General features: G+C 44.1%; 23 protein-coding genes. 18 read left to right on the forward strand and 5 right to left on the reverse strand.

What is annotated here, in order from left to right; genetic code table 11:
• The first annotated feature begins 366 nt into the window (after window positions 1–366).
• The 3 genes from EO93_RS00430 (at window position 367) to EO93_RS00440 (ending at window position 4,804) form a co-directional block, all read left to right on the forward strand.
• Entirely contained in the window at window positions 367–2,193 is a 1,827-nt protein-coding gene (locus EO93_RS00430; RefSeq protein ID WP_082107510.1) for a glycosyltransferase family 4 protein, read from the forward strand.
• A gap of 29 nt (window positions 2,194–2,222) precedes the next feature.
• On the forward strand, window positions 2,223–3,251 hold the full coding sequence (locus EO93_RS00435) for a DUF4921 family protein (protein WP_048160533.1): 1,029 nt from the start codon (window positions 2,223–2,225) through the stop codon (window positions 3,249–3,251).
• 389 nt (window positions 3,252–3,640) lie between these two features.
• Window positions 3,641–4,804, forward strand: a complete 1,164-nt coding sequence (locus tag EO93_RS00440) for a glycosyltransferase family 4 protein (RefSeq protein ID WP_048160535.1) — start codon at window positions 3,641–3,643, stop codon at window positions 4,802–4,804.
• A gap of 228 nt (window positions 4,805–5,032) precedes the next feature.
• Here the strand turns inward: EO93_RS00440 and EO93_RS00445 are convergent, their stop codons facing one another.
• The 3 genes from EO93_RS00445 to EO93_RS00455 form a co-directional block, all read right to left on the reverse strand.
• Window positions 5,033–5,665, reverse strand: coding sequence for a DUF2150 family protein (locus tag EO93_RS00445; protein ID WP_048132181.1), 633 nt, complete (start codon window positions 5,663–5,665; stop codon window positions 5,033–5,035).
• A gap of 75 nt (window positions 5,666–5,740) precedes the next feature.
• Entirely contained in the window at window positions 5,741–6,190 is a 450-nt protein-coding gene (locus EO93_RS00450; RefSeq protein WP_048160601.1) for a UPF0179 family protein, read from the reverse strand.
• Window positions 6,191–6,467: 277 nt separating this feature from the next.
• Window positions 6,468–7,538, reverse strand: a complete 1,071-nt coding sequence (locus tag EO93_RS00455) for an NAD(P)-dependent glycerol-1-phosphate dehydrogenase (protein ID WP_048160536.1) — start codon at window positions 7,536–7,538, stop codon at window positions 6,468–6,470.
• A gap of 858 nt (window positions 7,539–8,396) precedes the next feature.
• Here EO93_RS00455 and EO93_RS00460 point away from each other — a divergent pair.
• From EO93_RS00460 to EO93_RS00520, 14 genes are all read left to right on the forward strand, one after another.
• Entirely contained in the window at window positions 8,397–9,266 is an 870-nt protein-coding gene (locus EO93_RS00460) for a DUF63 family protein (protein ID WP_394297227.1), read from the forward strand.
• 70 nt (window positions 9,267–9,336) lie between these two features.
• Window positions 9,337–10,080: a stage II sporulation protein M gene (locus tag EO93_RS00465; RefSeq protein ID WP_048132187.1), complete on the forward strand. Its 744-nt coding sequence runs from the start codon at window positions 9,337–9,339 to the stop codon at window positions 10,078–10,080.
• 305 nt (window positions 10,081–10,385) lie between these two features.
• Window positions 10,386–11,549, forward strand: coding sequence for a formate--phosphoribosylaminoimidazolecarboxamide ligase family protein (locus tag EO93_RS00470; protein WP_048160541.1), 1,164 nt, complete (start codon window positions 10,386–10,388; stop codon window positions 11,547–11,549).
• A gap of 405 nt (window positions 11,550–11,954) precedes the next feature.
• A complete protein-coding gene (locus EO93_RS00475; RefSeq protein ID WP_048132190.1) occupies window positions 11,955–13,181 on the forward strand; it encodes a translation initiation factor IF-2 subunit gamma in 1,227 nt (408 codons plus the stop codon).
• Window positions 13,178–13,543: a PIN domain-containing protein gene (locus EO93_RS00480; RefSeq protein ID WP_048132192.1), complete on the forward strand. Its 366-nt coding sequence runs from the start codon at window positions 13,178–13,180 to the stop codon at window positions 13,541–13,543. The genes EO93_RS00475 and EO93_RS00480 overlap by 4 nt, the downstream gene beginning before the upstream one ends.
• Before the next feature lie 63 nt (window positions 13,544–13,606).
• Window positions 13,607–14,194, forward strand: a complete 588-nt coding sequence (locus EO93_RS00485) for a DNA-directed RNA polymerase (protein ID WP_048132194.1) — start codon at window positions 13,607–13,609, stop codon at window positions 14,192–14,194.
• Window positions 14,195–14,217: 23 nt separating this feature from the next.
• On the forward strand, window positions 14,218–14,403 hold the full coding sequence (gene spt4, locus EO93_RS00490; protein ID WP_048132197.1) for a transcription elongation factor subunit Spt4: 186 nt from the start codon (window positions 14,218–14,220) through the stop codon (window positions 14,401–14,403).
• 1 nt (window position 14,404) lies between these two features.
• Window positions 14,405–14,992: a GTP-dependent dephospho-CoA kinase family protein gene (locus EO93_RS00495; RefSeq protein ID WP_048132199.1), complete on the forward strand. Its 588-nt coding sequence runs from the start codon at window positions 14,405–14,407 to the stop codon at window positions 14,990–14,992.
• On the forward strand, window positions 14,973–15,278 hold the full coding sequence (locus tag EO93_RS00500) for a 30S ribosomal protein S24e (RefSeq protein WP_048132201.1): 306 nt from the start codon (window positions 14,973–14,975) through the stop codon (window positions 15,276–15,278). Before EO93_RS00495 ends, EO93_RS00500 begins: the two co-directional genes overlap by 20 nt.
• Before the next feature lie 21 nt (window positions 15,279–15,299).
• Window positions 15,300–15,449 carry a 30S ribosomal protein S27ae gene (locus tag EO93_RS16650; RefSeq protein ID WP_048137678.1) on the forward strand — a complete coding sequence of 50 codons (150 nt, stop codon included), beginning with the start codon at window positions 15,300–15,302 and terminating at the stop codon, window positions 15,447–15,449.
• Window positions 15,450–16,083: 634 nt separating this feature from the next.
• Window positions 16,084–16,245, forward strand: coding sequence for a hypothetical protein (locus tag EO93_RS17115; RefSeq protein ID WP_156161095.1), 162 nt, complete (start codon window positions 16,084–16,086; stop codon window positions 16,243–16,245).
• Window positions 16,246–16,813: 568 nt separating this feature from the next.
• Window positions 16,814–19,876: a tetratricopeptide repeat protein gene (locus EO93_RS00510; RefSeq protein WP_048160547.1), complete on the forward strand. Its 3,063-nt coding sequence runs from the start codon at window positions 16,814–16,816 to the stop codon at window positions 19,874–19,876.
• 62 nt (window positions 19,877–19,938) lie between these two features.
• A complete protein-coding gene (locus EO93_RS00515) occupies window positions 19,939–21,660 on the forward strand; it encodes a bifunctional N(6)-L-threonylcarbamoyladenine synthase/serine/threonine protein kinase (protein WP_048160549.1) in 1,722 nt (573 codons plus the stop codon).
• A complete protein-coding gene (locus EO93_RS00520) occupies window positions 21,653–22,207 on the forward strand; it encodes an XTP/dITP diphosphatase (RefSeq protein ID WP_048160551.1) in 555 nt (184 codons plus the stop codon). Before EO93_RS00515 ends, EO93_RS00520 begins: the two co-directional genes overlap by 8 nt.
• 164 nt (window positions 22,208–22,371) lie before the next feature.
• On the opposite strand, the gene EO93_RS00525 is transcribed toward EO93_RS00520, so the two are convergent.
• On the reverse strand, window positions 22,372–22,725 hold the full coding sequence (locus EO93_RS00525; RefSeq protein ID WP_048132212.1) for a hypothetical protein: 354 nt from the start codon (window positions 22,723–22,725) through the stop codon (window positions 22,372–22,374).
• A 319-nt stretch (window positions 22,726–23,044) separates the two neighbouring features.
• On the opposite strand from EO93_RS00525, the gene EO93_RS00530 reads away from it, so the two are divergent.
• Complete coding sequence (locus tag EO93_RS00530) at window positions 23,045–23,644, forward strand: hypothetical protein (protein ID WP_048160603.1); 600 nt, start codon at window positions 23,045–23,047, stop codon at window positions 23,642–23,644.
• A 181-nt stretch (window positions 23,645–23,825) separates the two neighbouring features.
• Here the strand turns inward: EO93_RS00530 and EO93_RS00535 are convergent, their stop codons facing one another.
• Complete coding sequence (locus tag EO93_RS00535) at window positions 23,826–24,680, reverse strand: hypothetical protein (protein WP_048160553.1); 855 nt, start codon at window positions 24,678–24,680, stop codon at window positions 23,826–23,828.
• Window positions 24,681–24,918: the final 238 nt, after the last annotated feature.

Here is a 24,918-nt window from a genome sequence, read left to right on the forward strand (position 1 = left end):
TATTTATTTATTTATTTATTTATTTATTTATTTATTTATTTATTATTTCAGTCTCTCTTTTATTCAGTATTTCTTTCGTTCTCTCTTTTAGTTATTATTTCGTTCTCTCTTTTATTCAGTATTTCTTTCGTTCGGCCTTTCTTTTGAGCAAAAACCAATAGCCGGTCGAAATCCTTAGAAAAGAGTTTTAGATCGGCTCTGGAACTTATATTGAGTTTACAGTTTTCGGTCTTACACTTATCACCTTATGTTCTCCGTCTTACCATCCGAACCAGTTTCCTTTATCAATTTATAAGTATTAATATTCAAAGGCAAAAAAAGGACACGAAATCTTAACTGCAAAAGACCTGAGGGGGAATTCAGGAATTGGGAAACCATTTCATTATAATTGCCGGAGAAGAGGCAGGTCCTGCATCAAACAAAATGGGCGGTATCTGGAACGTCATTAATGAAGAGGCACATAGCCTTGCGGCTCTCTTTGACTCCGGAAAACTCAAGGCAAAAGAAGACACGGAAATCCTTGTTGCAGGGCCATATTTCGGGCACAGGGGCGCGGACTGGAACCGGGGCTTGAGCAGGATTACGGATATGAACGGGCTTGATCCTCTCAGCTCTGACGGAGAGCTAGAGAAAAATCTGAAAGCCCTTGAAAACGAAGGCATTAAAGTTTTCACAGGAGAAGAAATGGTAGGGAAAACCCGGATAGGTTACCTGCAATTTCAGACCTCTGATTTTGGAAAAATCCGCTCAGCATATATGGGAAAAGAGATGACTCTCGAAAGCAGGGTAAAAACCGAAGCCTATGAACTCCTGGGGCTTGACTCCCTGAGATATGAAAGCATGCCAAATGGCGCGGAATATACCCATTACCTTTCTCTTTCACATTCGATTTCCGAGCTTATCCGGCTCCTTGTAAGTTCGGCTCCCAAAACTGCCGACACCTGGGCAGAAGAGGCAGACTCGGGTAAAAATTTAATTCCCTGTCCCGGAGTTTCCCTGCACTGCCATGAGTTCGGGGTATTTTATGCGCCTGCGAGACTTAAGAAACTGGGAGTCCCGATAAATACTGTCGCAACCCTGCATGCTACCCTTCCTGGCAGGGCTGCCGGATATAACTCCATTCAAAAAAGAAGAAATAATGACAGTACATGGCCTCCCGGTGTGCCTGAAAACCTTTCCTCCCTCGAAGCCCTTGCCCTGTACGCAGACACGGTTACGGCAGTAGGGGAATCTACGCGTCAGGAAGCCAGACTTTTTTACGGGATTAACGGGATTGTCATCAGAAACGGGATAACCATAGCGTCCGAAAAAATAGACTGGAACCGGAAAGAACGCTGCCTCGGACAGATCCAGAATTTCCTTTCCGAAAACCTGTACAGATATCACGGAGGGGAAAAGATCGAACCCGAAAAGATCATTCCCATTTTCACAATCTCCCGCATAGAGGTCGAAAACAAAGGATACCCTGACCTTCTAGATTCCCTTGTGGCTCTCGAGCATGTAATAAGGAACAGCATCCTGGAAGGGCATATGGAAGAGGGAATAAAGGTAATCTGCTTCCTTGTAGCTGCAGAAGGCCCAAAAAATAACCTCCCGGAAGGGTTTCCGGTAAACCTGCCAAAAGATGTGCTTGTAGGAAACGAGCTGAGGCTTCAGCAGATGATAGAGGAGAGGGGGCTGGATTTCCCGAAGATGGTAAGGGGAAAGCGTTCAGTTGCAGCGGTTCTCTACCCCCAGATTATCTCAACAGAGGACGGAGGGCTGGGAATGGGAGTGAGGGACTTTATGGCAGGCTGCTGTGCCGGAGTTTTTCCCTCCCGCTACGACCCGTTCCTGCTCACGGGGCTTGAAGCCGGAAGAGAGGGGACCCCAAGCGTGGTAAGCCGGGTCTGCGGTTTCAGTGATGCCATAAAAACTATTGAGTCCCTGGTAGAAGGTCTTGGTGGAGTAATAGTGGTAGACAACATAGACCTTTCTTACTATGAGACAGTCCTTGACTACGCCCTGGCAGTCAGTTACTTTACCAGAAATTTCGTAGATGACCGGGTGAAATACAAACTTCTCTGCAGGGAAGCTTTTCTCCTTGCAAAGGATATGGACTGGGAAAACCCTACAGAACAGTATTATGAACTGATAAGCGGGGCACGCTTCTGTATGCAGGAAAATGAAGTCTCCGGGAAAGAGAAAAAATGAAATCCGGAACGAGTTGAGGTTTTCCGAAAATGTCAGAAATCAGAAAGCATTATTTTCTCCCCGAATACTGCATAATTGCTGAAGAGAGGGCTAAAAGACCTTCGGATTTTACAGGGGCAGCCGGAGGTTCCGAAAAAAGCGCTCCTGAAAGCTGCGTGTTCTGTGGGGGAAATGAAGAAAAAACGCCTCCTGCAACTGCGGTATATAAGAATGGGGAGGTCTTTGCCGATACAGGGGAAAATAGAGTACGCGACTGGGATTTTCGCTGTTTTCCAAACCTCTATCCTGCACTTTCTCCTGTACCTTCTCCTGCACCTTCTCCTGCGCCTTCTCCTGCGCCACCGTCCCCCCGATTTCACGGAAAAGATCTTGAAGTTTTCCCGGGGTCCGGTTTCCATGAGGTGATAGTAGAGTCCCCTGTGCACGGGAAAAACCTGAAGGACTTCTCCGACACTGAAATATCCGGGCTTATGAGGGTCTATAAGGACAGGGTTTGTCATTACGCAGCCCATGAAAAAATCCTTTATGTCTCCCTGTTCAAAAACTCTGGAAAAGCCGCAGGCGCTTCCCAGGACCACCCACACAGCCAGCTCATCGCCCTGCCGGTTTGCCCTCCGGTTCTGGAAAAGGAACTGGAGGTTATTAGAGAAGGAGAAAAGTGCCCTTACTGTGTTCTCCTTGAAACAGAAAAAGCCTCATCACGCCTTATCCATGAAAATAACAAGTTTGTGGCTTTTGCCCCTTACTATTCAATAGGGCCCTTTGAAGTCTGGATCCTTCCAAAAGAGCATATAAGTTTTCTTGGGGATTTTAGTCCGGAGCTCCTTTTTTCCCTCGGTGAGATTTTGAGAACTGTCCTCAGGAGTTATGCAAAAGTACTCGGAAACATGCCCTATAACCATATGTTCTACCAGCTTTTTGAAACTCCGGAGTACCACCTGAACCTCAGGCTGCTGCCCCGGATCTCCACTACTGCAGGGTTCGAACTGAATACCGGAATTTATATCAATACTGTTTCTCCGGAAAAGGCAGCCTCATACCTGAGGGGGGCTAAATGAGTTGTCTCAGGATAAATCAGGGAGAGAAAAACAAACAACTGAAGTGAAAGTTTCCAGTGAAAAACAGGTGGAATAAACCGGAGATATGTTTATGTACAATTAAAAAGGAATAAAGTTAGGGAAGTATAGAGATGCATCCTTAATGCGAAAATTGTCCTGTAGACCAGGCATATTTAGATAATTCCTGTTCAGAACAGGTACGTGAAGGGTTTAAGGGGAATACGTACAGAGAAATTACAGCAGGAAAAGAGTAACCTGAGTTTATCAATCTGGAAAAATATATATTAACCCGATAAGCTGAAGGGTTTGAACAGCACAGGCTGGGGGAAGCCTGGAACTTTTAGTAACCGTGATGTCCTTCACTTTGACAAAAAGGAATGAGTGAGTCTATGAAAAAGATTCGAATAGGAATGTTTAGTTGGGAAAGTTTGTATTCGATACGTGTAGGAGGTATTTCTCCCCATGTATCCGAACTCTCTGAGGCTCTTGCAGCTAAGGGTCATGAGGTTCATCTTTTTACCCGAGGCCTTGAAAACAATGATGAAATAATCAGGGGAGTCCACTACCACAGAATTGCATGTGACCGGACTGGGGGAATAGTGGAGCAGATGAACAGGATGTGCGACGCTATGTATTGCCGGTTTCTGGACGTGCGTGAAGAGGCAGGAGAGTTTGATATTCTCCACGGGCACGACTGGCATCCTGTAAACGTCCTCTGCCGGATTAAAGCCCAGTTTGGACTGCCTTTCGTCCTGACCTTCCACAGTACGGAATGGGGGCGCAACGGAAACCTTCACGGGGACTGGTGGGAAGCAAAAGAGATTTCGCACAGGGAATGGCTTGGAGGGTATGAAGCTTCCGACATAATTACGACATCTACTGTTTTGAAAGAAGAAGTCAGGCACTTATACAAAATTCCCGATTATAAGCTCTGGGAGATCCCCAATGGAATAAATGTGGGAAAAATAAAAAGGGAAGTTGATCCTGGAAAAATAAAGAGAAACTACGGAATCCACCCATGCCTTCCTGTAGTGCTCTTCACCGGAAGGATGTCCTACCAGAAAGGACCTGATCTGCTCGTCGAAGCTGCAGCAAAAGTCCTGAGGAAGAGGGATGCCCAGTTTGTACTCATAGGAGAAGGGGATATGCGGGCTCAATGTGAAAACCAGGCTCAGCGGCTTGGCATAGGGGACTCCTGCAATTTCCTTGGGTACGCCCCGGATAACACTGTCATAGACTGGTTCAACGCCTGTGACCTTGTCTGTGTCCCAAGCCGGAACGAACCCTTCGGGATAGTTGTACTTGAGGCATGGGATGCGAAAAAGCCTGTGGTTGCAAGCGATGCAGTTGCTCTTGTTGAAAACTTCAGAACAGGAATCATTGCTCATAAAGAGCCCTCTTCAATTGCCTGGGGCCTCAACTATGTACTTGAGGGGCTGGGCCGCAACAGGATGGGAGAGAAGGGGTACGAACTCCTGAAAAATAGATACAACTGGGAAACGATAGCTGAAAAAACCCTTGAAGTATATGAAAAAGTAATCGAAAAAACCTGAATGTTTAAAAATATGAGTACTTAAAAAAATTTGAAGAGGAAGAGATTATAGTATCCTCTTCAAATTCAAGGAAGGATTTTCCAACCAGTAAAATATACAATAATTTTATCACACATTTATGAAGTTGAATGTGCCTCTTAAGTATATATTTCAGACCTGGCTAAATTTTTAAATATTCAGCAAATATGTGAAACTTACTTTTTTCCATACAATTTAAAGAGGAAGATGTTAACTGTCTTCCCCATCGTCCTCATCAAATTCTTTATAACTGTCACTTCCTACCATTGCTGCCGAGATTGAGTCAATCCCATCAAGCCATTCTGCAACAATGCCGTATGGAAGCTCAGCCATAACCTCTTCAGGCAGGCTTTGTCCTTTGAGCACGATTGCACCGCACTGTGCAGTGTAATCAAGAGCAAGTTCAAGGTTATCCGAGGCTTCAGCATCGACAGCTTCTTTTATAAGTTCTTCGAGATTTGATTCATCCTCATAGTCACCCATAAAATAGCATTCAAAGGCGACAAGTGCCCCCATAAGAGAGGTCTGTACCGAATCGACCATAAGGTCGATATCTTCAGAAATTGGCTCGACCTCGGAAAGCACGATATCCCTGATCTCCTCAAGAATCTTTAAAGCTTTCTCTTTAGAGAGCAGATCTTTTTCAAAGCGAACGGTTACTTTCAGGCAAGCAAGGATCACATCATCAACCATATTGACGAATACAGCGCTTTCCTTCCCGGCTTCTTCTTCGGTCTCTTTTATTTGAAAACCGCTTTCCCTTGCCCGTCCGAGCCAGTTTTCCCAGCGCTTTTGGGTATAAAATTCATAGGGGGGGACCTGGTTCATATCATGTTCAGGCACTTATAACACCGCTTATATACATTTTTTATTAATTAATAATCGATCTTACTATTACTAAAAGGTGTTTGTTTATGTTCACCAGGCAAGTTTCACTTTTTTTAAGGAATTGCCAGCTTCACATTTTGAGTCAAGGCTTTCAAGGACATCTACAATTTTGCATTTGTCCCCTTTTAAAAGCCCTTCCGGGTGACAGATCTCATACACACCGCACTCCCTCTTGCCACATTTGGTGGGCTCATACATAATTTTTGCCCCTTCAACAGCTTTTCTCGATTCCATAGTTGTCAGGATAGGAGCCCTGCTGACGTCCACAGCAAGTACCCCGCTGTCATGCAGGAAACATTCATGTATGTCTTTACTTTTTATTCTCTCGACCCTATACCTGCGTCCGGGTTCAAGGTTAAGGCAGGTGTTCTTCAGCCGGCATTTCTTGCATTCTGGCATTTCACCTTTGAATATGAATTCCAGCCCTTCCCTTGCCAGCCGTGATCCGATGAGTGTTATTTTGGTATCGCTTTCTGTCATAATAGTTCTTCCATTTAAATTTATTCTGGCATTTATTGAATTATCGGGATTCCTGGAGCTTATCCCGAAATATTTTGAATTGAAAATTGAGATTAGACCTGAAGTAAAGAATTTAAGCCAGATCATAAATAAATTAAATTAATTAAGACTCGAGTGAGCCGTTAATTATTATAAAATCTGAACCCCAGCTTAAAAGGTTCTGATATATCATTGTTTATTTTTATGATATTTCAAACAGTTGCTGAGATTCTGCTTTGGCCTGAGTTAAAACAACTTTTCAACTTATGACCTTTGTGATTTTTGCAACTTTCTCGGCTGCCGAAGGAGTAAGACCGTTTCCGAGAATTGTGTAGCGGTCCGGGCGGATACTGTGTGCATGTAACAGGGCTTCGACTATATATTTATCTTCTATGCCCAGTTCTTCTGCAGTCGTAGGAGCCCCGATCTTTTTTAAGGCATCCCTGATCTCCTGCCAGTTTCCTCCGTGCAGGTACATCATCAGGATTGTACCAACCCCGCACTGTTCTCCGTGTAATGCAGGCCTTGGGGCAATCCTGTCAAGGGCGTGGCTAAACATATGTTCCGATCCCGAAGCCGGCCTTGAAGAACCTGCAATGCTCATTGCAACTCCATTCGAGACAAGAGCTTTTACCACAAGCCTGGCAGACTTCTCATGCTCTGGTTTAATCGAATCGGCAGATTCTATTACCACCCGTGCAGCCATGCGAGAGAGAGCTGCAGCGTATTCCCCGAAGTACTCGTTTCGGAGTCTGCTTGCAAGCTCCCAGTCCATCACTGCCGTATAATTGGAAATGATGTCTCCACAGCCAGCTGCAAGAAATCGGAAAGGAGCCGCCGAGATAATTTCTGTGTCCGCAACTACGGCCATAGGAGCCTGAGCCTGTACAGAAGAGCTTTTTCCATTGTCAATTATCGAGGCTCTGGAAGACGCAATGCCGTCATGAGAAGCTGCCGTCGGCACACTGATAAAAGGAAGTTCAAGCCGTGTGGAAGCAAGTTTTGCAAGGTCAATAGACCTGCCGCTTCCTACTCCAAGAAGAAAAGTCGCCTCTGTCTCGAGGGCTTTTTGCATTATTATCTCGACTTCCTCCATGGTTGCCCTACAGGTAAGAACCGTTTCTGCGCTGCACCCTGCGTTTTCCAGGAGGTTGCTCACTCTTTTACCCGCAACGTCCAGGGTAGTGTTCCCGGTCACTATCAGCGCATTTCCTTTCAGTTTCAGGTCCCTGCAGACATCTCCAATTTCCTCAAGTACACCATGCCCAATCAGCACGTCCCTTGGAAGCTGCATCCATTTTGCGCTGTTTTTATTGATGGTCAATTTCATACCCGCATGATTTTTTAGTTGTGATAAAGATTATAGTGTATACTTTATTTCGTAAAAACGGCAGGTGTAAGCCAGCCGGTATTGAAGATTACTTATTGAAGATTACTTATTGAAGACTACTTGAAGATTACTTATTGAAGATTAACATCTCAACTATCACTGCAGATATCTCTAATCATCCGGGTATTTAACACCAGCAGATAACTATACAGGTATCTGATATTGACAGATGATAATAACTGCAGAAAACATCGACAACTTATCAAATATAAACAACTTATCGAATATAATATACCTGGTTTATATACCTGGTTTAATAGGAGAACTTAATTAATTAACTTAATTAATTAACTTAATTCATTAACTTAATTCATTACCTTAATTCTCAGATGATATTAAGAACGCAATGCTTCTGATCAGTCCATTCCGCACCCTTTTTACCTTATTTAACTTTTCGTCCGGGCTTATGTCAGGAATTTAGGTACCTGACTATGATAAAACATGGATATTTCGCCAGGGGAATTTACTTAAATCAATTCTCTCTCTTCTCTCTATTGATAAGTCTGTTAACTATTACCTTTTAACAGATACAATTACATAGGTTAATTATATAAATATAGTAATATAATATATGTAGAATAATACGCCCGTATAAAATGTTTGCTTTTCCGGAAACAAAGCTTCGAGAAGGCAAAGAAATATCTGTAATTAAACCGAACACCGTTCACCAGTTGAGATTACTACATGAGATTACTACATTTATAGTTCGGAAATAAGTTTGTTTCATATATATGAGCCAGTACACAAATTCAGCTATGTACAGTAAGTATTAATTGTATTAGGCTATTGCCATTTTGAATGAGTGATAAGATGAGTTATTTAACGGATAATATATCACAATTTATCAATACCTACTATCTGGATCCCATAAGGACCGATGACGGGTATAACCTTGTAAACACTTTTACCTGGGCAGTGGTACTGGGCATTTGTATTTTCGGGGTTTTCAGGCTCCTTGAAAAACTGGAAGTAAAGATAACACCCAGGTTCATCCTCTCAATCCTGCCATTCGTACTTGCAGGCTCTTCTCTGCGCGTGCTTGAAGATTCCCCCGCAGGCATCTTTCACCCTCCTTTCTCCTATTTGCTTATAACCCCGAATATTTATTTCCTGGTTTTCGGGATAACCGTAGTCTGCCTCTGGCTCTCAATCCGGCTGCAGAAAGCAGGGCTTGTGAAAGAGTATCATTCCGTTTTCGCAGGCTTCGGGCTGGCATGGTTTTTATTAAACCTCGGCACACTGCTATATTATGAGAACATTGTAGTTGCTTACGTTCCGGTCTTTGTGCTTGGAGCAGGGATAGGGTTGACCTTTACCTTTTACATGGTTGCGCGCCGCTTAAAATCCTCGATATTTACCGACCCTCTGAACCTGTCTATCCTTCTGGCCCATATGCTGGATGCTTCTTCGACATACATAGGGATAGATAAACTGGGGTACTTTGAAAAACACGTGCTTCCCTCTTATCTCATTAAACTTACTGATACTGCATTGGTTATGTATCCATTAAAACTAATTATCTTCGTAGGGGTTCTTTATGCACTTGATACCCAGTTTGAGAAAGATGAGGAGTCAAACAACCTGAAAATGCTTATTAAAATGGTTATTTTGATCCTCGGGCTTTCTCCGGCAACCCGGAACACAATCCGAATGATGCTGGGAATCTGAAATAAAGGGTAAACAGGTACCTGCAGTGGACACCGGGATTCAATAAATTAAGTCTTTATTGGGGATAAACATGGAAAGAGAGGAAGACTATTATTTACGGGAGAGAAAAGGAGAAGTAAGAGCAGAAACTCCTGAAGGGGAGAGGGAGGAAAAAATATATGCTCCAGCGGAAAATGCCTTTTTAGCTGCCCACGGAGAAACAAAATTCCGGCCAGGAGGAAGAAGTACCTCAAAGGTATCTGAGTTTACCAGCTACCTGCGTTTTATCTGGCCATATGTAATATTCATTACCTTTGTGTTCTTCGGGGCTCTATTTGCAGGCTATACTTCATCGGCAAATTTTCCGGATATGGCTGATACGCTCATGGAAGGTTTCAGCTCCCGTTTCGCACCCCTCATGGATAAGCCTCCGATAGTCATTATGCTTGGAATCTTTCTCAACAATGCCTTTGTAAGCCTGCTTTTTCTTGTACTCGGGCTTGTCTTCGGTGTCCTTCCGGTAATGTTTATCGCCTTTAATGGATATATTGTAGGAGTTATCTCTAACCTCGTAGCCCAGGAAAAAGGCCTGCTTTTTATTTTCCTTGCCCTTCTCCCGCACGGGATCGTGGAACTACCCATGGTCTTCATATCAGCTGGGATAGGGGTCAGGCTCGGGCACCAGGTTTTCTCTGCCCTTATAGGCAGGCCTACTGAGATCAAAAAAGAATTTAAAGAAGGGATCAGATTTTATTTCCACTGGATCGTGCCTCTTCTTTTTCTGGCAGCAGTAGTTGAGGCCTTTATTACACCTCTGATCCTGAGTTTCCTATAAAAATCAGGTAAACGTGAAGATTGCTGTGAGAGGACAAAACAGCCACTCCAGCTTACCCTTCATTATATAAACGATTACTTCTATTAGAAAGGGTTTTAATAGGTAAAGCCGTTAATGGGGAAAAATCCAATCAGAGCTTTTGTTTCCTAAAACCTGGCAAGCTACCGCCGGGATCTGTACTTCAGGCATCTCGTCTCGAATATCAGGTTAAGAATCACATATCAGGTTAAGAATCACACAGTATCAGACCTGATCACCATCTCACAGAATTATCAACACCTCGAAAAAGCTGAGGGACATTATATATGATTGACAGGAAAGAAATTAAGGAAATCGTTGAAGGCTATTACGCGCATGCTGATAAGATTAAAGTAGGGACCATTGCCTCTCACTCAGGACTCGACATCTGCGACGGAGCAGTTGAAGAAGATTTCAGGACCCTTGCAGTCTGCCAGGCAGGAAGGGAGAAGACCTACACCGAATACTTCAGAGCTCAGAGGGACCCTTATGGGAAAATAAAGAGAGGAATTGTCGATGAGGCAGTTGTATTTAAGAAGTATAATGAAATTCTCCTGCCCCAGAATCAGCAGAAACTGGTTGACGAGAACGTGCTTTTTATCCCTAACCGCTCTTTTACTTCCTACTGCAGCATAGATGAAATCGAAGATAATTTCAGAGTGCCTATGGTAGGGAGCAGGAACCTTCTCAGGAGCGAGGAACGAAGCGAGCAGCAGAGCTACTACTGGATCCTCGAAAAAGCAGGGCTTCCTTTCCCGGAAAAAATAGAGTCTCCAGAGGACATTGACGAGCTCGTAATGGTAAAGCTTCCTCATGCAGTAAAGACACTCGAAAGGGGATTTTTTACGGCTTCAAGTTACGGGGAATACCTGGAAAAATCCGAAGCCCTTATAAAACAGGGAGTGATTACGCGTGAAGCTCTTGAGACTGCCAGGATCGAGCGTTATATTATAGGGCCTGTGTTCAACCTTGATATGTTCTATTCCCCAATAGAGCCGAAAATGAGCAAGCTGGAGCTCCTTGGCGTTGACTGGCGCTTTGAGACCAGTCTGGACGGACATGTAAGGCTCCCTGCCCCTCAGCAGATGGCTCTTGCCAAGCACCAGCTCACCCCGGAATATACGGTCTGCGGACACAACTCGTCAACTCTTCGCGAGTCCCTCCTTGAAAAAGTATTCGAAATGGGAGAAAAGTATGTAAAAGCCACTCAGGAGCACTACGCACCTGGAGTTATAGGGCCTTTCTGCCTCCAGACTTGCGTGGACAAGGACCTGAATTTCTATATTTATGATGTGGCCCCGAGAGTGGGCGGCGGGACGAATGTGCATATGTCAGTCGGGCATTCCTACGGCAACTCACTCTGGAGAAGACCGATGAGTACGGGCAGAAGACTTGCCTTTGAGATAAGGCGCGCTCTGGAGCTCGAGAAACTTGATATGATCGTCACATAAATTTATTAAGGCTTTCCGGCATTAGTAGATATGAGTTGTGCAGGATACCGTAAACTTTAAAAGTATCATCTGAATCTGTTAGATTCAAGCCTTAACTAAAAATTTAATGACAGAACTTGCCCGGGTTTCCAGCTTGGAAATTCAGAATTTGCCCGGGGGAAGGGGTTCGGGCTCATGTAAAGCCCGTCCCAGTAAAATCCCGCTTCAAGTTACAGATTACAATAAAACCAAGGATCACATAGTGAAAATTAGGGATTAGATTAGTTTTAGAGTTGAAGTCTGCAGGCCTGAGGGAAAAAAGCAGTTAAACTCCCTGAAGGTGCAGATTTCGGATAAATACTTGCCTTATATCAGAATACCTGCCTTATATCAGATTATCTTCACTCTACTGGAGGAAACTACAACTTGAGTCAGCCCTGTGTTAATATCGGCATGGTAGGCCATGTCGACCATGGAAAAACCACACTTGTTAAAGCTTTATCCGGCGTGTGGACGGATACGCATAGTGAAGAAGTAAAAAGAGGGATTTCGATAAGATTGGGGTATGCGGACTCCCCATTCATGAAATGCCCGAAATGCCCTGCCCCTCAGTGTTATACTGTGGAAAAGACCTGCCCCAACTGCGGAGAAAAAACAGAAGAATACCGGACAGTGTCCTTTGTAGACGCCCCTGGGCACGAAACCCTGATGGCAACCATGCTTTCAGGAGCTGCAATCATGGACGGAGCAGTGCTCGTAATTGCCGCAAACGAAGAATGCCCGCAGCCCCAGACGAAAGAACACCTTATGGCTCTGGACATAATAGGGATTGAAAACATTGTTATCGTGCAGAACAAGATTGACCTTGTATCCAGGGAACGCCTTGTCGAGCACTACCACCAGATAAAGGAATTTGTCAAAGGCACGGTCGCAGAAAATGCACCTGTAATCCCGATCTCAGCCCAGCAAAACATCAACATCGATATCCTGATCGATGCCCTGGAAACCCAGATCCCGACTCCTGTACATAAAGCAGGCAAGCCTGCCAGCATGCTGATTGCCCGTTCTTTTGACATTAACAGGCCCGGAGCCTCAATTGATGAAATCCGCGGAGGAGTTATCGGAGGCACCCTTACAGAAGGCTTACTTCATCCCGGCGACGAACTTGAGATAAGGCCCGGAATAAAAATCACAACCGAAGGCAGCACTAAATGGGTTCCTATCCTGACCACGGTCTCATCCATTTTTGCAGGCGCAACAAAGGTCGAGGAAGCAACTCCCGGAGGTCTTCTGGCTGTTGGAACCTACCTTGACCCTACCCTGACAAAAGGCGACTCTTTAACCGGACAGATCGCAGGCATACCAGGCACTCTTCCTGAGACCAGGCATCAGTTTGTCATGGAACTGCACCTGCTTGAGAGGGTTGTGGGAGTCACCAAGGAAGAAAAGATCAATGAAATCAAGACCAGTGAACCCCTTATGTTAAATATAGGAACCGCAACGACTGTAGGTGTGGTCACAAGTGCCCGGAAAAATGAAGCACAGGTGTCACTCAAACGCCCAATAAGTGCAGCAGTCGGGGCGATGGTTGCTATCAGCAGGAGAATCGATTCCCGCTGGAGGCTCATTGGAGTAGGGGTAATAAAGAGTTGAAAATCATAATCGATACTAACGGGTTCATGATCCCTGTCCAGTTCGGAGTGGATATTTTCGAAGAACTGAAAAGGCTGGGTTTTAATGAGTTCTATGTGCCTGAAGCTGTTGTATTTGAAATCGAAAAACTAATAAAGCGGGAAAAAGGTTCAGACAGAACAGCCGCAAAGGTTGCCAGGTCCATGATGACCAGGTGCGAGCGAATAGCCGGTACGGGGCCTGCGGATGACGTTATTCTCAGGCTCGCGGGAGAGATGAAAGCGGCTGTTCTGACAAATGATATAGGGTTGAAGCGCAGGCTTGCAGAACACAGGGTTCAGGCCGTGTCTCTGCGCCAGAAAAACAGACTTGACGTTGTCTGAAAACCCCACCGGACATATTTCCGGGCAGCAGTTCCATTGATTAGGTTTACGGGTGATTAGCAGATGTATAAATTAATGAAACTCGTTGATACTGTTCGTATCCCTCCCACCCTTCTTGGGGAAGAAGTGATGCCTACCATTAAAAACGCGTTAAGGGAAAAACTTGAAGGGCAGGTTGACAAAAAGCTTGGCTCCCTTGTCACGGTTTACAATATCGACGAGGTAGGAGAAGGGCATATCCTTGTCGGAGACGGGGCCGTATACTATGATGTGACATTCGAAGCAGTAATGTTTATTCCAGAGCTCCAGGAGATTATCGAAGGTGAGGTCGTGGAAGCCGTCGGCTTTGGAGTTTTCATAGGAATGGGTCCAATGGACGGGCTGCTCCACGTAAGCCAGATTACTGACGACTTTATTTCCTATGATGCCAAAAACGCAAGGCTTGTCACTAAAACCGGAGGCAAGTCAATTGCTGAAGGGGATCATGTAAGAGCCAGAATTGTTGCAGTAAGCATCAATGAAAGGGAACCAAAAGAAAGCAAGATCGGGCTTACCATGCGCCAGACTGCCCTTGGAAAACTGCAGTGGCTCGAAGAAGCCCGCAGGAAGAAGCAGCCTCAGGAAGTCACAGGTGAAAGACTGCCTGAATAAAGAAGGCAAAAGAGAGGATTGCAATGCCAGAAAAAGTCTGTCGACACTGCCTGAGGGTCCTGGAAGGGCAAACCTGTCCTGTTTGCGGAACTTCAGACCTTGCAGAAGAATGGAGTGGACTTGTGATAATTCTTGACACAGAACGCTCGGAAATCGCAAAAAAACTCGGGGTTGACATCCCGGATAGATTTGCCTTGAAGGTGCGCTGAGTTGAGTGTTCATATCGAACTTCCGAGAGAACTTCGCCCACTTATGAAAAGACCCCTTGGTACATTATATAGGGGAAAGGGCAGGGATACCATAGAAAAGTTTGTAGGGGAGCTTGCAAGCCCCACAAAACTTATATCCGTAGGGGATGTTACTACATTCCACCTGCTCGAAGCCGGGATTATTCCGGACATCTGTATTGTGGATGACCGTACCAAAAGGAAACCGGTATCCAGAGATGTGTCGGCCCGGAACAGGGATAAGGTCTATGAAGAAGTTTCGGTTGACAATCCCGCAGGGATTATCACCGATGAGCTGATAAAAACCCTTTGCGAAGCGTTTGCCTCAGAAAAGCTTCTCCGCATTTTTGTAAAAGGAGAAGAGGATCTGGCAACCCTTCCGGTAATCCTTATGGCTCCGCTGGGGTCTGTGGTCCTTTACGGGCAACCCGATGAGGGTGTGGTCTTTGTAGAGGTCACTGAGGAAAAGAAGGAAGAAATAAGGGCTCTTTTTGAAAAGCTCATCAGCAAAAATCAGAATAATGAATTGGATAAGATACGGAGAATTTTAGATGGACATAAAGATCCTTAAAGATAAAAATAATGCACTTTTAAACAGAAGGGAACTGGATTTCATTGTGAAATATGAAGGTTCTACTCCTTCCAGAAGTGATGTACGGAACAAGCTTGCTGCAATGTTGAATGCTCCCCTTGAACTTCTGATCATCCAGAGGATCAACACAGAGTACGGAATGCAGGAAAGCAAGGGTTATGCCAAGCTCTACGAAGATGCAAGCCGCATGAAAGCAGTAGAACTGGAATACGTCCTGAAGAGAAACCCTGCCCCCGGAGCAGAAACTGAGGAAGAAGAGGCGTAAGCCTTACTGAGGTGTATAAACATGGCAGTAAAAGATTACTACAAAGTCCAGGGCGACTCCGTAACCAGACTCAAACAGTTCTGTCCCAGATGCGGACCAGGTGTATTCCTTGCCGAACACAAAAACCGCCTCGCCTGCGGAAAGTGCGGCTACACCGAATTCAAGAAATAACCCGCTTGGGAAATCATAACTCATTTTTCAACCCGAGCCGCAGGAGTTTTTCCTGCGGCTCCTTTCACTTACGCCCTCTTCCGGAGGAAAATATCTTAAGTCTTTTCTTTAAAATATCTCAAGTCTTTTCTGAGAAATATCTCAAGTCTTTTCTTTGCAGATTATGCCAAATTCGGTTCACTTTTTCCACTTAAGTTGTCGCAGGTCTCCTTTCAATATTTATATTTTTTTAGACCCCAATTATTTACCTAATTAAATATCGCTAAGTTATATTTTAGGAATATTTTTATGCAATAATTTATCTATTTTGTATGCCAATTTCTATTTGGAAGTAATATCTTTAAGTTATATCATTTTTTGAGGACACCTACGGAAAGATGTCTCAAACTTAAAACAATGGATAAAAAACAAGTTATTTTCAGAATATTATACTTCATCCAAAATATAGTCCGAAAGCTGAAAGACACTGTTTAGCAAGGAGAGGAATAAAATATGCCTGAGGAAAGTACGAAAACAAAAATAATCAGAGTAAAGAACATTCACGTAAAAAGCCTGAAAATAAAGGGTCTGAGACCAAAACATCTTATTATAAAGAACCTGAATTTAAAGGACATCAGAAAAGTAAAGGGATAACATGTCAGAGAAAAACACGAGAACGAAAATTATCACAATAAAAGACTCGAACATAAAAAATCTGAAAATAAAAGGTTTAGGGCCAAAACCCCTTATCATAAAGAACCTGACCTTAAAGAACGTCAGGCTGATCTTCAAGCTTCCGCCGGAAAAGAAAGAGTGAATGACTATTGGTTTAGCATCTAAAAAAAGCTGTTTTTTTATTTTCCGGAGATTTACTTTATAATGCATAAAATGGTATTTAATATAAGATGTTTAAAATAAAATTTAATGGCAGCTTATTTTAGATCATATATATTTATAGATATTAATAAAACCTAAAATAAATGATGATATCTAAAAAATTAGAATACTTTTTTATAAATCCCTTAATGAGAAACCTAATTCTGAAATGAGCTTAAAAAACGAATCAAAATAAATAAAAGCATCAAAAAAAAAATTAATGTAGCTGTAAAATCCCTCTTCCTCGACAATTTTACTACCTCCTTTTATTAGACATACCGATTGATAACAGAGAACCATCAACCATTATCTTCACATAAAGCTCTTTTTTTGGACAAACTCTTTTAGGAATAAGCCATTTTTTGCAATAAATCCCCATTAATGAAACCTGAAGCTCAATCGAGATCTCAAATTTAGCAAATCAGTAACTATTTTCTGTAGTCGTATATATAGCCGGGCGCATATATAATTCCACACAAATATTTTTAGAAGACAATTCCCGAGGCACCATGCACTCTCTTTATGCCAGAGCCTGGTACAGTAAAGCACTTGCTCTTTTGAACCTGAAAAATCCGATCGGGTCAGAGAAAAATTTTGAAAAGGCTCTTGAAGCTTTCGATGCCCTGCTTGAGATAAACCCTCAGGACACAGTCGCCTGGCAATACAGGGGAAATATACTGCGGTACCTGGATCGACCGGAGGAAGCTCTGGGGGCTTTTGAAAGGGCTCTTTCTTTTGATCCGGACAATGTTTCTGCCCGCTACTTTAAGGGGCTTACACTCGGGTACCTGAACCTTCCGGAGCAGGCTCTGGAGGCTTTCGAAGGGGTGCTTGAAAGAGACGCAAAACATGCAGGAGCTCTTTACTACACCGGGCTTGCCTTAAACCGGCTTGGAAAGCATATCGAAGCAGCTTCAGCCCTTTCAGAAGCCCTTGAAATAAATCCTGAAAACCCTGGAGCCTGGTACTACAGGGGAGTATCCCTCTACATTCTGGGAAAGAGTGTGGAAGCTCTTGAAGCTTTTGAAGAAGCACTGGCGCTGGAACCCTTACATGCAGGGGCCTGGGAAGGCAAGGCAAAAGCATACCTTTCCCTGGGAAGAAGAAGGGAAGCTTTGAGAGCATGTGAAAAGGCTCTGGAACTTGAACCCGCTTCTGCAGGAGCCTGGGAAACTCAGGGGAAAATTCTGGAAGGCATTGGAAAAAAAGAAGAAGCGCTTGAAGCTTTTGAAAAAAGCCTTATTCTTGAGCCCATGAACGTAAAAAACAGGATAGAAAAAGGCAAGCTGCTCGGAAGCCTGGGAAGGTATGGGGAAGCGCTTCAGGCGTTTGAAAGTGTACTTCAGATGGACAGTTCCCTTACTGAAGCAAAAATTAACAGGGGAAAAGCCCTGCTGGCTCTTGGAAACTATCAACAGGCACTTGATTCATTCAGTAAAACCCTTAAAGAAGACCCGGAGAATTCAGAAGGCTGGGAGGGGATGGGCAGCTGCTTCCTTGCCCTCGAAAAATATTACGAAGCAATGCAAGCTTACGAAAAAGCCCTCTCCTTCGGGCCAGAAAATAGCTGCATCCTGAGCGGTATTGGGGAGGCCTATTATGAGTTTGGAGATTGTTCCAGAGCTCTTGAGGCTTTTGAGAAGGCTCTGAGGCTTGATATAGAGAATGCCTTTGCCTGGAACGGAAAGGGAAATGTACTCTGCAAACTCGGGAAGTACAGGGAAGCCCTCGAAGCTTATGAAAATCTCCTTACACTTGATTATGACAGCCTGCCTGCCCGCTACAACCGCGGAGTCGCCCTCTCCAGGCTTAAAACCAGGCAAAATAATACCGAAGAGCCTCTTGAAAACCAGCTTCAGACAGCTTTTAAAAAATACCTTGAGCTGTCCGAGGAGCTTCCTGAAAATAAAATCGGGGCTGAGGGCTGGAAATACAGGGGGCTTGCTTTTGCCGAACTTGGGGAATATAAAGAAGCACTTAAAGCTTTTGACAGAGCAGCAAAATACAGATCAGAGGACATATCTCCCCTTGTCTACAAAGGAATTGCCCTCATATGCCTTGAAAAATATGAAGAAGCTCTGGAGGCTTTTGAGCAGGCAGAAGAGATTTTTTACATAACCATAGGCACAGAAAAAGCCGGAAAGCCCGGTGAAGAACAAAAAGTGGAGATGTCCCGGATTCTGGACCCTGCCAGGAAAAAGCCCATGCTGGAAATGCTCAGGACCGCGAAAGGTTTTGCCCTTGACGCTCTTGGCAGATACGAAGACGCCCTGAAAGCTTTTGAGAGTGCCAGAAAGCTTTCCGGAAACGGGAAAATCTCCTGTTCCGGGAAAGGTATTGTTTTTTCACACTGCGGAGAATGGAAAAAAGCCCTGGAAGCGTTTGATACAGCCCTTATCTTCGATCCCAAAGATGCCACGGCTTCGGTAATGAAAGCCTTTGCCCTGATAAGGCTTCAGGATTTTGAGAAGGCTGCCGAGGTCCTTGAGAGGTCCACAGTAGAGAAGACGGACCCTGATCTTCCCTCCTGCCTGCTGGGTTTTGCCTTTTCTAAGCAGGGAGGTTTTGAAAAAGCCCTTCAGGCTTACAGGAAAGCAACTGAAGCAAACCCGAAGAACATTCATGCCAGAAACGGGCTTGCAGAGATTTACTTCAGGCTCGGGAACAGCATGGGTGCGTTAAAAGAGCTTGAAGCTTCAATAGCAGAAGCTCCGGAGAATGCCTTCTCAAGGAGCCTGAAAGGCAGAGTAGAGCTTGAAGAACAGGCATGTGAAGACGCTCTTGAGTCCTTCAGGCGAGCTCTTGCCCTGGATACGGAAGACCAGAGGCTCCTGCTCTGGGATGCATACGCCAGGTATATGTGTGCAGAAGCTTCTTTTGAGGAAAATAGTGCACGTTTCAGGTACATGCTCCTTGCAGCTGCCGGAAAACTTGAAAAGGCAGCCATTTGCCAGGAACCCGAAGACAACGAACTGAAAGCTTATGCCCTGTACTTCCTGGGACTTTTTTACTGCAAGATCCGTTACTTCCGAAAAGCTTCGGAAAGGCTCGAAGAATGCCTGAAGCTTGAGAATTCCAGGAAGGTAAAACAGCCTGCAACCCTGCTCCTTAAAAGTATCCGCTCAAGAAATCGTAGATATGCCTGGTGGGAATGGTGGCTTGCTCCGGGAACATACGGTTTTATTAAAAAAGCAGGATTCGGGCTAATTTTCCTTTTGATCTTCAGCTTGCTGCTGTCTCACCCCGCAGCCTCAACCCTCCCCATTGTATCCTGGCCGGCATCCATTGTAAGCCAGATTTTTTACCAGCCTGGTGAAAACAATGTCTTATGGGCGCTTTATGAAAAAGAGTATGTAAGCTCGATTTTGATTTTGTCCGCCCTCCTGTTCCTTCCGGCATTCGGATTTGGCAGGCCGGAACAAGAAGAACTTGAACTTGAAACGCTTACTCCACCGCCTCCGGACTTTGACATCCCTGCATCCATTCTGGAAGGGTTTACGGAAAAGCTTGAAAAAAGCCTGTTCTCTCCGGAACCCATGAGAGAAAGCATTGAGAAACTCGGGAAGTTTTGAAGCTCGGGAAGTTTTAAAGCTCGGGAAGTTTTGAAGCCAGAGAAAAGAAACCGGAAAAGCAAATGTATATAACCCTCTCCGATATTATCGAAGGCAGTGATAGCAAGCAGAGGAGACGCACCGGAAGGAGAGTGGAAGCCGTGAAAAACACATTCATCCTTGGAATCGAAGGCACTGCCTGGAACCTGAGTGCCGCAATCGTGACCGAGACCGAGATCATTGCCGAGGTCACAGAGACATATAAACCCGAAAAAGGCGGAATCCACCCCAGGGAAGCCGCCCAGCACCATGCAAAATATGCAGCAAGTGTTATCAAAAAACTCCTTGCAGAGGCAAAAGGAAAAGGGGTAGAGCCTTCAGATATTGACGGCATAGCTTTTTCTCAGGGCCCCGGACTCGGACCCTGCCTGAGGACTGTTGCAACCGCAGCCAGGGTGCTTTCCCTGTCCCTGGGTATTCCTCTTATAGGGGTCAACCACTGCATTGCTCATATAGAAATCGGGATCTGGAAAACCCCTGCAAAGGACCCTGTAGTTCTTTATGTAAGCGGGGCAAATTCCCAGGTTATCTCATATATGGAAGGGCGGTACAGGGTCTTTGGCGAGACTCTTGATATTGGCCTTGGAAATGCCCTTGATAAATTTGCGCGGGGAGCAGGCCTGTCTCACCCGGGAGGGCCTAAAATCGAGGCATGCGCAAAAGACGCAAAGCAATATATCCATCTCCCGTATGTGATTAAAGGAATGGACCTCTCATTTTCCGGACTCTCAACTGCTTCAAGCGAAGCCCTGAAAAAAGCCTCGCTTGAAGATGTCTGTTATTCCTATCAGGAAACAGCTTTTGCAATGGTTGTGGAGGTTGCAGAACGAGCCCTTGCCCACACAGGAAAAAAGGAAGTGCTGCTGGCAGGCGGAGTGGGTGCAAATACCAGGCTTCGCGAGATGTTAAACAAGATGTGTGAAGCCAGGGATGCAACGTTCTATGTGCCCGAAAAACGCTTCATGGGCGACAACGGGACAATGATCGCATATACCGGGCTCCTGATGTATAAGTCCGGAAATACCCTCTCCATTGAAGACTCGCGTGTGAACCCGAGTTTCAGGACCGATGATGTGAAAGTGACCTGGATAAAGGAAGAGGATATGAAAAGGGTCCCTGAAATCTCTCCTGAGACGTTTTTCAGGACTCCCCCCGGAGAAATGCTGGACAGCGGAGCTGAAGCTGTTGTTTACCTTGAGGATGGACCTGAAGGGAAGAAGGTGCTTGTTAAGGAAAGGGTCCCTAAGGTTTACAGGCACAGAGAGATAGATGAGAGAATAAGGAGAGAAAGGAACCGGGCAGAAGCCCGCCTGATGTCTGAAGCCAGGCGCACGGGAGTACCTACGCCAATCATCTACGATGTTGAGGAATTCAAGCTCAAAATGCAGTTCATCGAAGGAGTCCCCATAAAGTATCTTATAACTCCCGAGGTTTCGGAAAAGGTCGGAGAACTTGTGGGCAAGTTGCACAGTTCAGGTATAGTGCACGGAGACCTTACCACCTCAAACCTCCTGCTTGCGGGCGAGAGGCTTTACCTCATTGACTTCGGGCTTGCTTATTTTGACAAAAGCCTGGAAGCCAGAGGTGTGGATGTCCATGTGCTTTTCCAGACATTTGAAAGTACTCACCGCGACCACGAAACCCTTGTTAAAGCTTTCGAAAAAGGGTATGGAAGTACTTTTATAGATTCAGAGGATGTACTCCGGCGAGTTGAAGAGATAAAAAAGAGGGCTCGCTATGCATAAGATCGTCTTTGTTACGGGAAATAAGGGCAAGTTTGCCGAAGTAAGGGATATCCTCGGAACTTTCGGAATCGAGGTAATCCAGAACAAAAATGGTTATCCGGAACTCCAGGAAGATGAACTTGAACCGATCGCGGCTTACGGGGCACAGTATGTTGCAAACAAACTGAACATGCCTGTGATGGTAGACGACTCCGGGATCTTCATAAATGCCTTAAACGGTTTTCCAGGCCCATACTCCCGTTTTGTGGAAGACAAACTGGGAAATCCTAAAGTGCTCAAAATGATGGATGGAGAAGAGGACAGGGCCGCATATTTTAAAACCGTAATCGGATATTGCGAACCCGGAAAAGAGCCCCTGGTTTTCCCTGGAATAGTGGAAGGGAAAATCGCATACGAAGAGCGTGGCACGGGCGGTTTTGGATACGACCCTATCTTCGAGTACCAGGGCATGACCTTCGGGGAACTCGGGGACGAAGAGAAAAATAAGGTTTCCCACCGGCGCAGGGCTGTCGATAAGTTCCTGGAATGGTTTACCAGCAGGGCTTAAAAACCCTGCACTTTCGGAAAAATTGCCTGCAAAGGCCATTTTCTTAACTTTTTCTCTTTTTTCACTTTCTTTTATTCTTCTATTCTCTTTTTTCATTTTATTTTATTCTTCTATTCTCTTTTTTCATTTTATTTTATTCTTCTATTCTCTTTTTTCACTTTCTTTTATTCTTCCAGTTTGTGCTTGAGCATATCAAGGGCCACACTGAGCTGATTTAAACCCAGTTTCAGGGCGACAGTAATGATCTTGTTATTTGAAGTATGGCCGAACTCTCGTTTGATTGCAAATAAATCCATTATGCACTGCTGGTCCAGGACGAGCGGCCCGTCAAGCAGATCTTTTGAGGTAGGCTTTTTGCCTTTAATATCGATTTTCTTTGGCTCGGTTTTTGACCCGTTTTCCGATTTTGCAGCCCCTTCTCCAGCTTCAGGTCCTTCTGGCTTTTGCCCATGGACGTATTCCATTTGCTGGAGACAGTGAGTCAGGCAAACGTTTTTTATAAATTCTTCAACCTCCATGCCGTTAAGGGCTGCATACTTTTTGATTTCCTCAAGCTGCTCCTCAGAAAAAGGAATGCATAGCAGATTTTCCTCGCATTCTTCGTTTATCCCAAACCCTCCTGTGTGTTCCGATGAATTGTACTTTTCATTTTCAGTTTATCTTTTTATCAGGTTTATCTTTTGAGCATTATTTTATTCAAGGTTGCTTTTGTCAGTCGTCTCCTGTTATCTTTTAGCCTGCTCTTTATCTTCAAGTTTTCCTTTTAGATTTTAGCTACCAGAAAACTTCGTCTTACCAAGTAAAATTTTTTATTATTTGGAAGTCATTTACAATTACATGAAAAAAATTATTTCCGACACTGTGGCCGCAGATACGATCCCCCTTAAACTCGTAGTCTATCTTGGGCTTCTGGCTGCAGTAGTCCTCCTTCTGGCCCAGGCCTGGAATATAGCCTCTCCTGTCCTTCAGGAAGCGGAGATTAAAGCCCAGGCAGAAACTGCTTCCCTTTCCCTTCTCTCGATCCAGGGAGGATATGCCCGAAACCCTGCAGACAGGTACAGCCCTGAGGGGAGCATGTGCACCCTGATCTTTTCTCTCCCGCCGTCTGTCAGGTACATCAGTTTCGGAGTGGACCCCGACCAGGAATGTAATGGCAACCTGACCGATTCCGAGTGGGTTCCGGAAAACAACACCCTAATCTACCAGTACAAAAACGGGGTTAAAAAAAGAATGCTGCTTGAAGGAAAACCCATCCACTTTATAAAGGGCATACAGAATCCGGAAGGCATATGGATTCCTGCCGAAAGCCAGGACAGCAGCCAGAAGGCTTCAGTGCTCGAAAGTACGGGCGTGGTAATAGAATACCCTGTTTCAGGTGAGTTCCTTTTTGAGATGGTCAGCTACAATGGCACAAGATATACAATGTCTCGATTCTGAAAATGAAGGCAGATACAAAGCCGATGGGAGCATATATACCCCACTACAAGCAATGGGGTATGTCCACGCAAATATTATCAATTCAGTAGATAAAATAAATAAAATACCTAACTGTCTTAATCACAATAATTGTGACGAAACCTAATTCCCTTTAGTTCATTCTTCAACTGCTCAAATATTGTTAATTTTTTGTATTATATTCATGTGCCATGTTGAGTAATACCTTTAAGTCTGCCTCCTTATTCTTTACATCATCAACTTTTAATCTAATTTTGTACTCCCCACATTTTTTCCCTTTTCTTTCGGCATATCCAATTAAATCTAACCCCAGATCTCTAATCTTTGTTTCTGTCTCAGCTAGTTTCTCTAGTACAAGTTTTAATATTAGCTCTTCCTTTTTTATCACAATAAATGCAAGACCCCTTATTTTCCCCGTCTTGAATCCAATATAGCCTTGTGTGTAGTTCATTTCTATAACGGGATCAATTTCTTTTAGGATTCTAAATATAGTGTCTGCCGCATTTAATAATGCCTCAGGCGCATAATTTTCATAATACTGTCTATCACATAGTACAATTTCTTCGTATTCTTCATATTGCTTATATTCGTCCACAATAGCGCACTCACCTGGATATACTTCCCTAAATTTCAAATCCAGTATTCCATTTTCGCTTTCATGTGCTGTCATTTCCAGTATAATGATTGAAACATTTTCCATACACAACTTTACAATTTCTAATGCCCTTTCTGTGACAACTTGAGCTATAAGAACTGCGACATGTTTATGCCCAGATTTATTTTCCCTTTCATTGAGCCAGTATTCGACAGTTCTGAATAAATGTGATCCGTTTAATTGACCTAATTGAATTTCAACTTCATATATTATTTTTAAATCTTTTGACTGAAATAATAAATCTAGTCGTCTTTTATTTTCGTATGTTACTTCCATGTCTATTAATTTAAGTTCACCACGACCGAGCATTTTAGGTTCTTTTGCGATCATATACTGAATGTTTTTTTCTTTAATTTTTCCCATATTTCTCACATTCTACCATTCTTAGTTCTACCAATGAGATCAAAATTTCTTGAATTGTTTGAGTTGCTTGCACCAGTTATGTATTTTAGAATATATGCAATGTATATAGTATGTTAAAAATTATTCTATTTTGGCAGAGTGATTGTTTCTGGGATAGTATTAAAAAGAGCAATAATAAAGGAAACTTAAAACGATGTTATCAGACGATATGAAAGAAAAAGTAATTAAAAAAATGGAT

It is taken from the genome of Methanosarcina sp. 1.H.A.2.2, from assembly GCF_000979975.1.
Lineage (GTDB): Archaea > Halobacteriota > Methanosarcinia > Methanosarcinales > Methanosarcinaceae > Methanosarcina.

What these genes read in the sequence shown, in the direction of transcription:
- EO93_RS16650 (WP_048137678.1), top strand. Translation starts at nt 15,300, where the DNA reads ATGGCAGTAAAAGATTACTACAAAGTCCAGGGCGACTCCGTAACCAGA.
- EO93_RS00520 (WP_048160551.1), top strand. Translation starts at nt 21,653, where the DNA reads ATGCATAAGATCGTCTTTGTTACGGGAAATAAGGGCAAGTTTGCCGAA.
- EO93_RS00485 (WP_048132194.1), top strand. Translation starts at nt 13,607, where the DNA reads ATGTATAAATTAATGAAACTCGTTGATACTGTTCGTATCCCTCCCACC.
- EO93_RS00525 (WP_048132212.1), bottom strand. Translation starts at nt 22,725, where the DNA reads ATGGAGGTTGAAGAATTTATAAAAAACGTTTGCCTGACTCACTGTCTC.
- spt4 (WP_048132197.1), top strand. Translation starts at nt 14,218, where the DNA reads ATGCCAGAAAAAGTCTGTCGACACTGCCTGAGGGTCCTGGAAGGGCAA.
- EO93_RS00450 (WP_048160601.1), bottom strand. Translation starts at nt 6,190, where the DNA reads ATGACAGAAAGCGATACCAAAATAACACTCATCGGATCACGGCTGGCA.
- EO93_RS00510 (WP_048160547.1), top strand. Translation starts at nt 16,814, where the DNA reads ATGCACTCTCTTTATGCCAGAGCCTGGTACAGTAAAGCACTTGCTCTT.
- EO93_RS00455 (WP_048160536.1), bottom strand. Translation starts at nt 7,538, where the DNA reads ATGAAATTGACCATCAATAAAAACAGCGCAAAATGGATGCAGCTTCCA.
- EO93_RS00530 (WP_048160603.1), top strand. Translation starts at nt 23,045, where the DNA reads ATGAAAAAAATTATTTCCGACACTGTGGCCGCAGATACGATCCCCCTT.
- EO93_RS00470 (WP_048160541.1), top strand. Translation starts at nt 10,386, where the DNA reads ATGATTGACAGGAAAGAAATTAAGGAAATCGTTGAAGGCTATTACGCG.
- EO93_RS00535 (WP_048160553.1), bottom strand. Translation starts at nt 24,680, where the DNA reads ATGGGAAAAATTAAAGAAAAAAACATTCAGTATATGATCGCAAAAGAA.
- EO93_RS00435 (WP_048160533.1), top strand. Translation starts at nt 2,223, where the DNA reads ATGTCAGAAATCAGAAAGCATTATTTTCTCCCCGAATACTGCATAATT.
- EO93_RS17115 (WP_156161095.1), top strand. Translation starts at nt 16,084, where the DNA reads ATGTCAGAGAAAAACACGAGAACGAAAATTATCACAATAAAAGACTCG.
- EO93_RS00465 (WP_048132187.1), top strand. Translation starts at nt 9,337, where the DNA reads ATGGAAAGAGAGGAAGACTATTATTTACGGGAGAGAAAAGGAGAAGTA.
- EO93_RS00460 (WP_394297227.1), top strand. Translation starts at nt 8,397, where the DNA reads ATGAGTGATAAGATGAGTTATTTAACGGATAATATATCACAATTTATC.
- EO93_RS00515 (WP_048160549.1), top strand. Translation starts at nt 19,939, where the DNA reads ATGTATATAACCCTCTCCGATATTATCGAAGGCAGTGATAGCAAGCAG.
- EO93_RS00500 (WP_048132201.1), top strand. Translation starts at nt 14,973, where the DNA reads ATGGACATAAAGATCCTTAAAGATAAAAATAATGCACTTTTAAACAGA.
- EO93_RS00440 (WP_048160535.1), top strand. Translation starts at nt 3,641, where the DNA reads ATGAAAAAGATTCGAATAGGAATGTTTAGTTGGGAAAGTTTGTATTCG.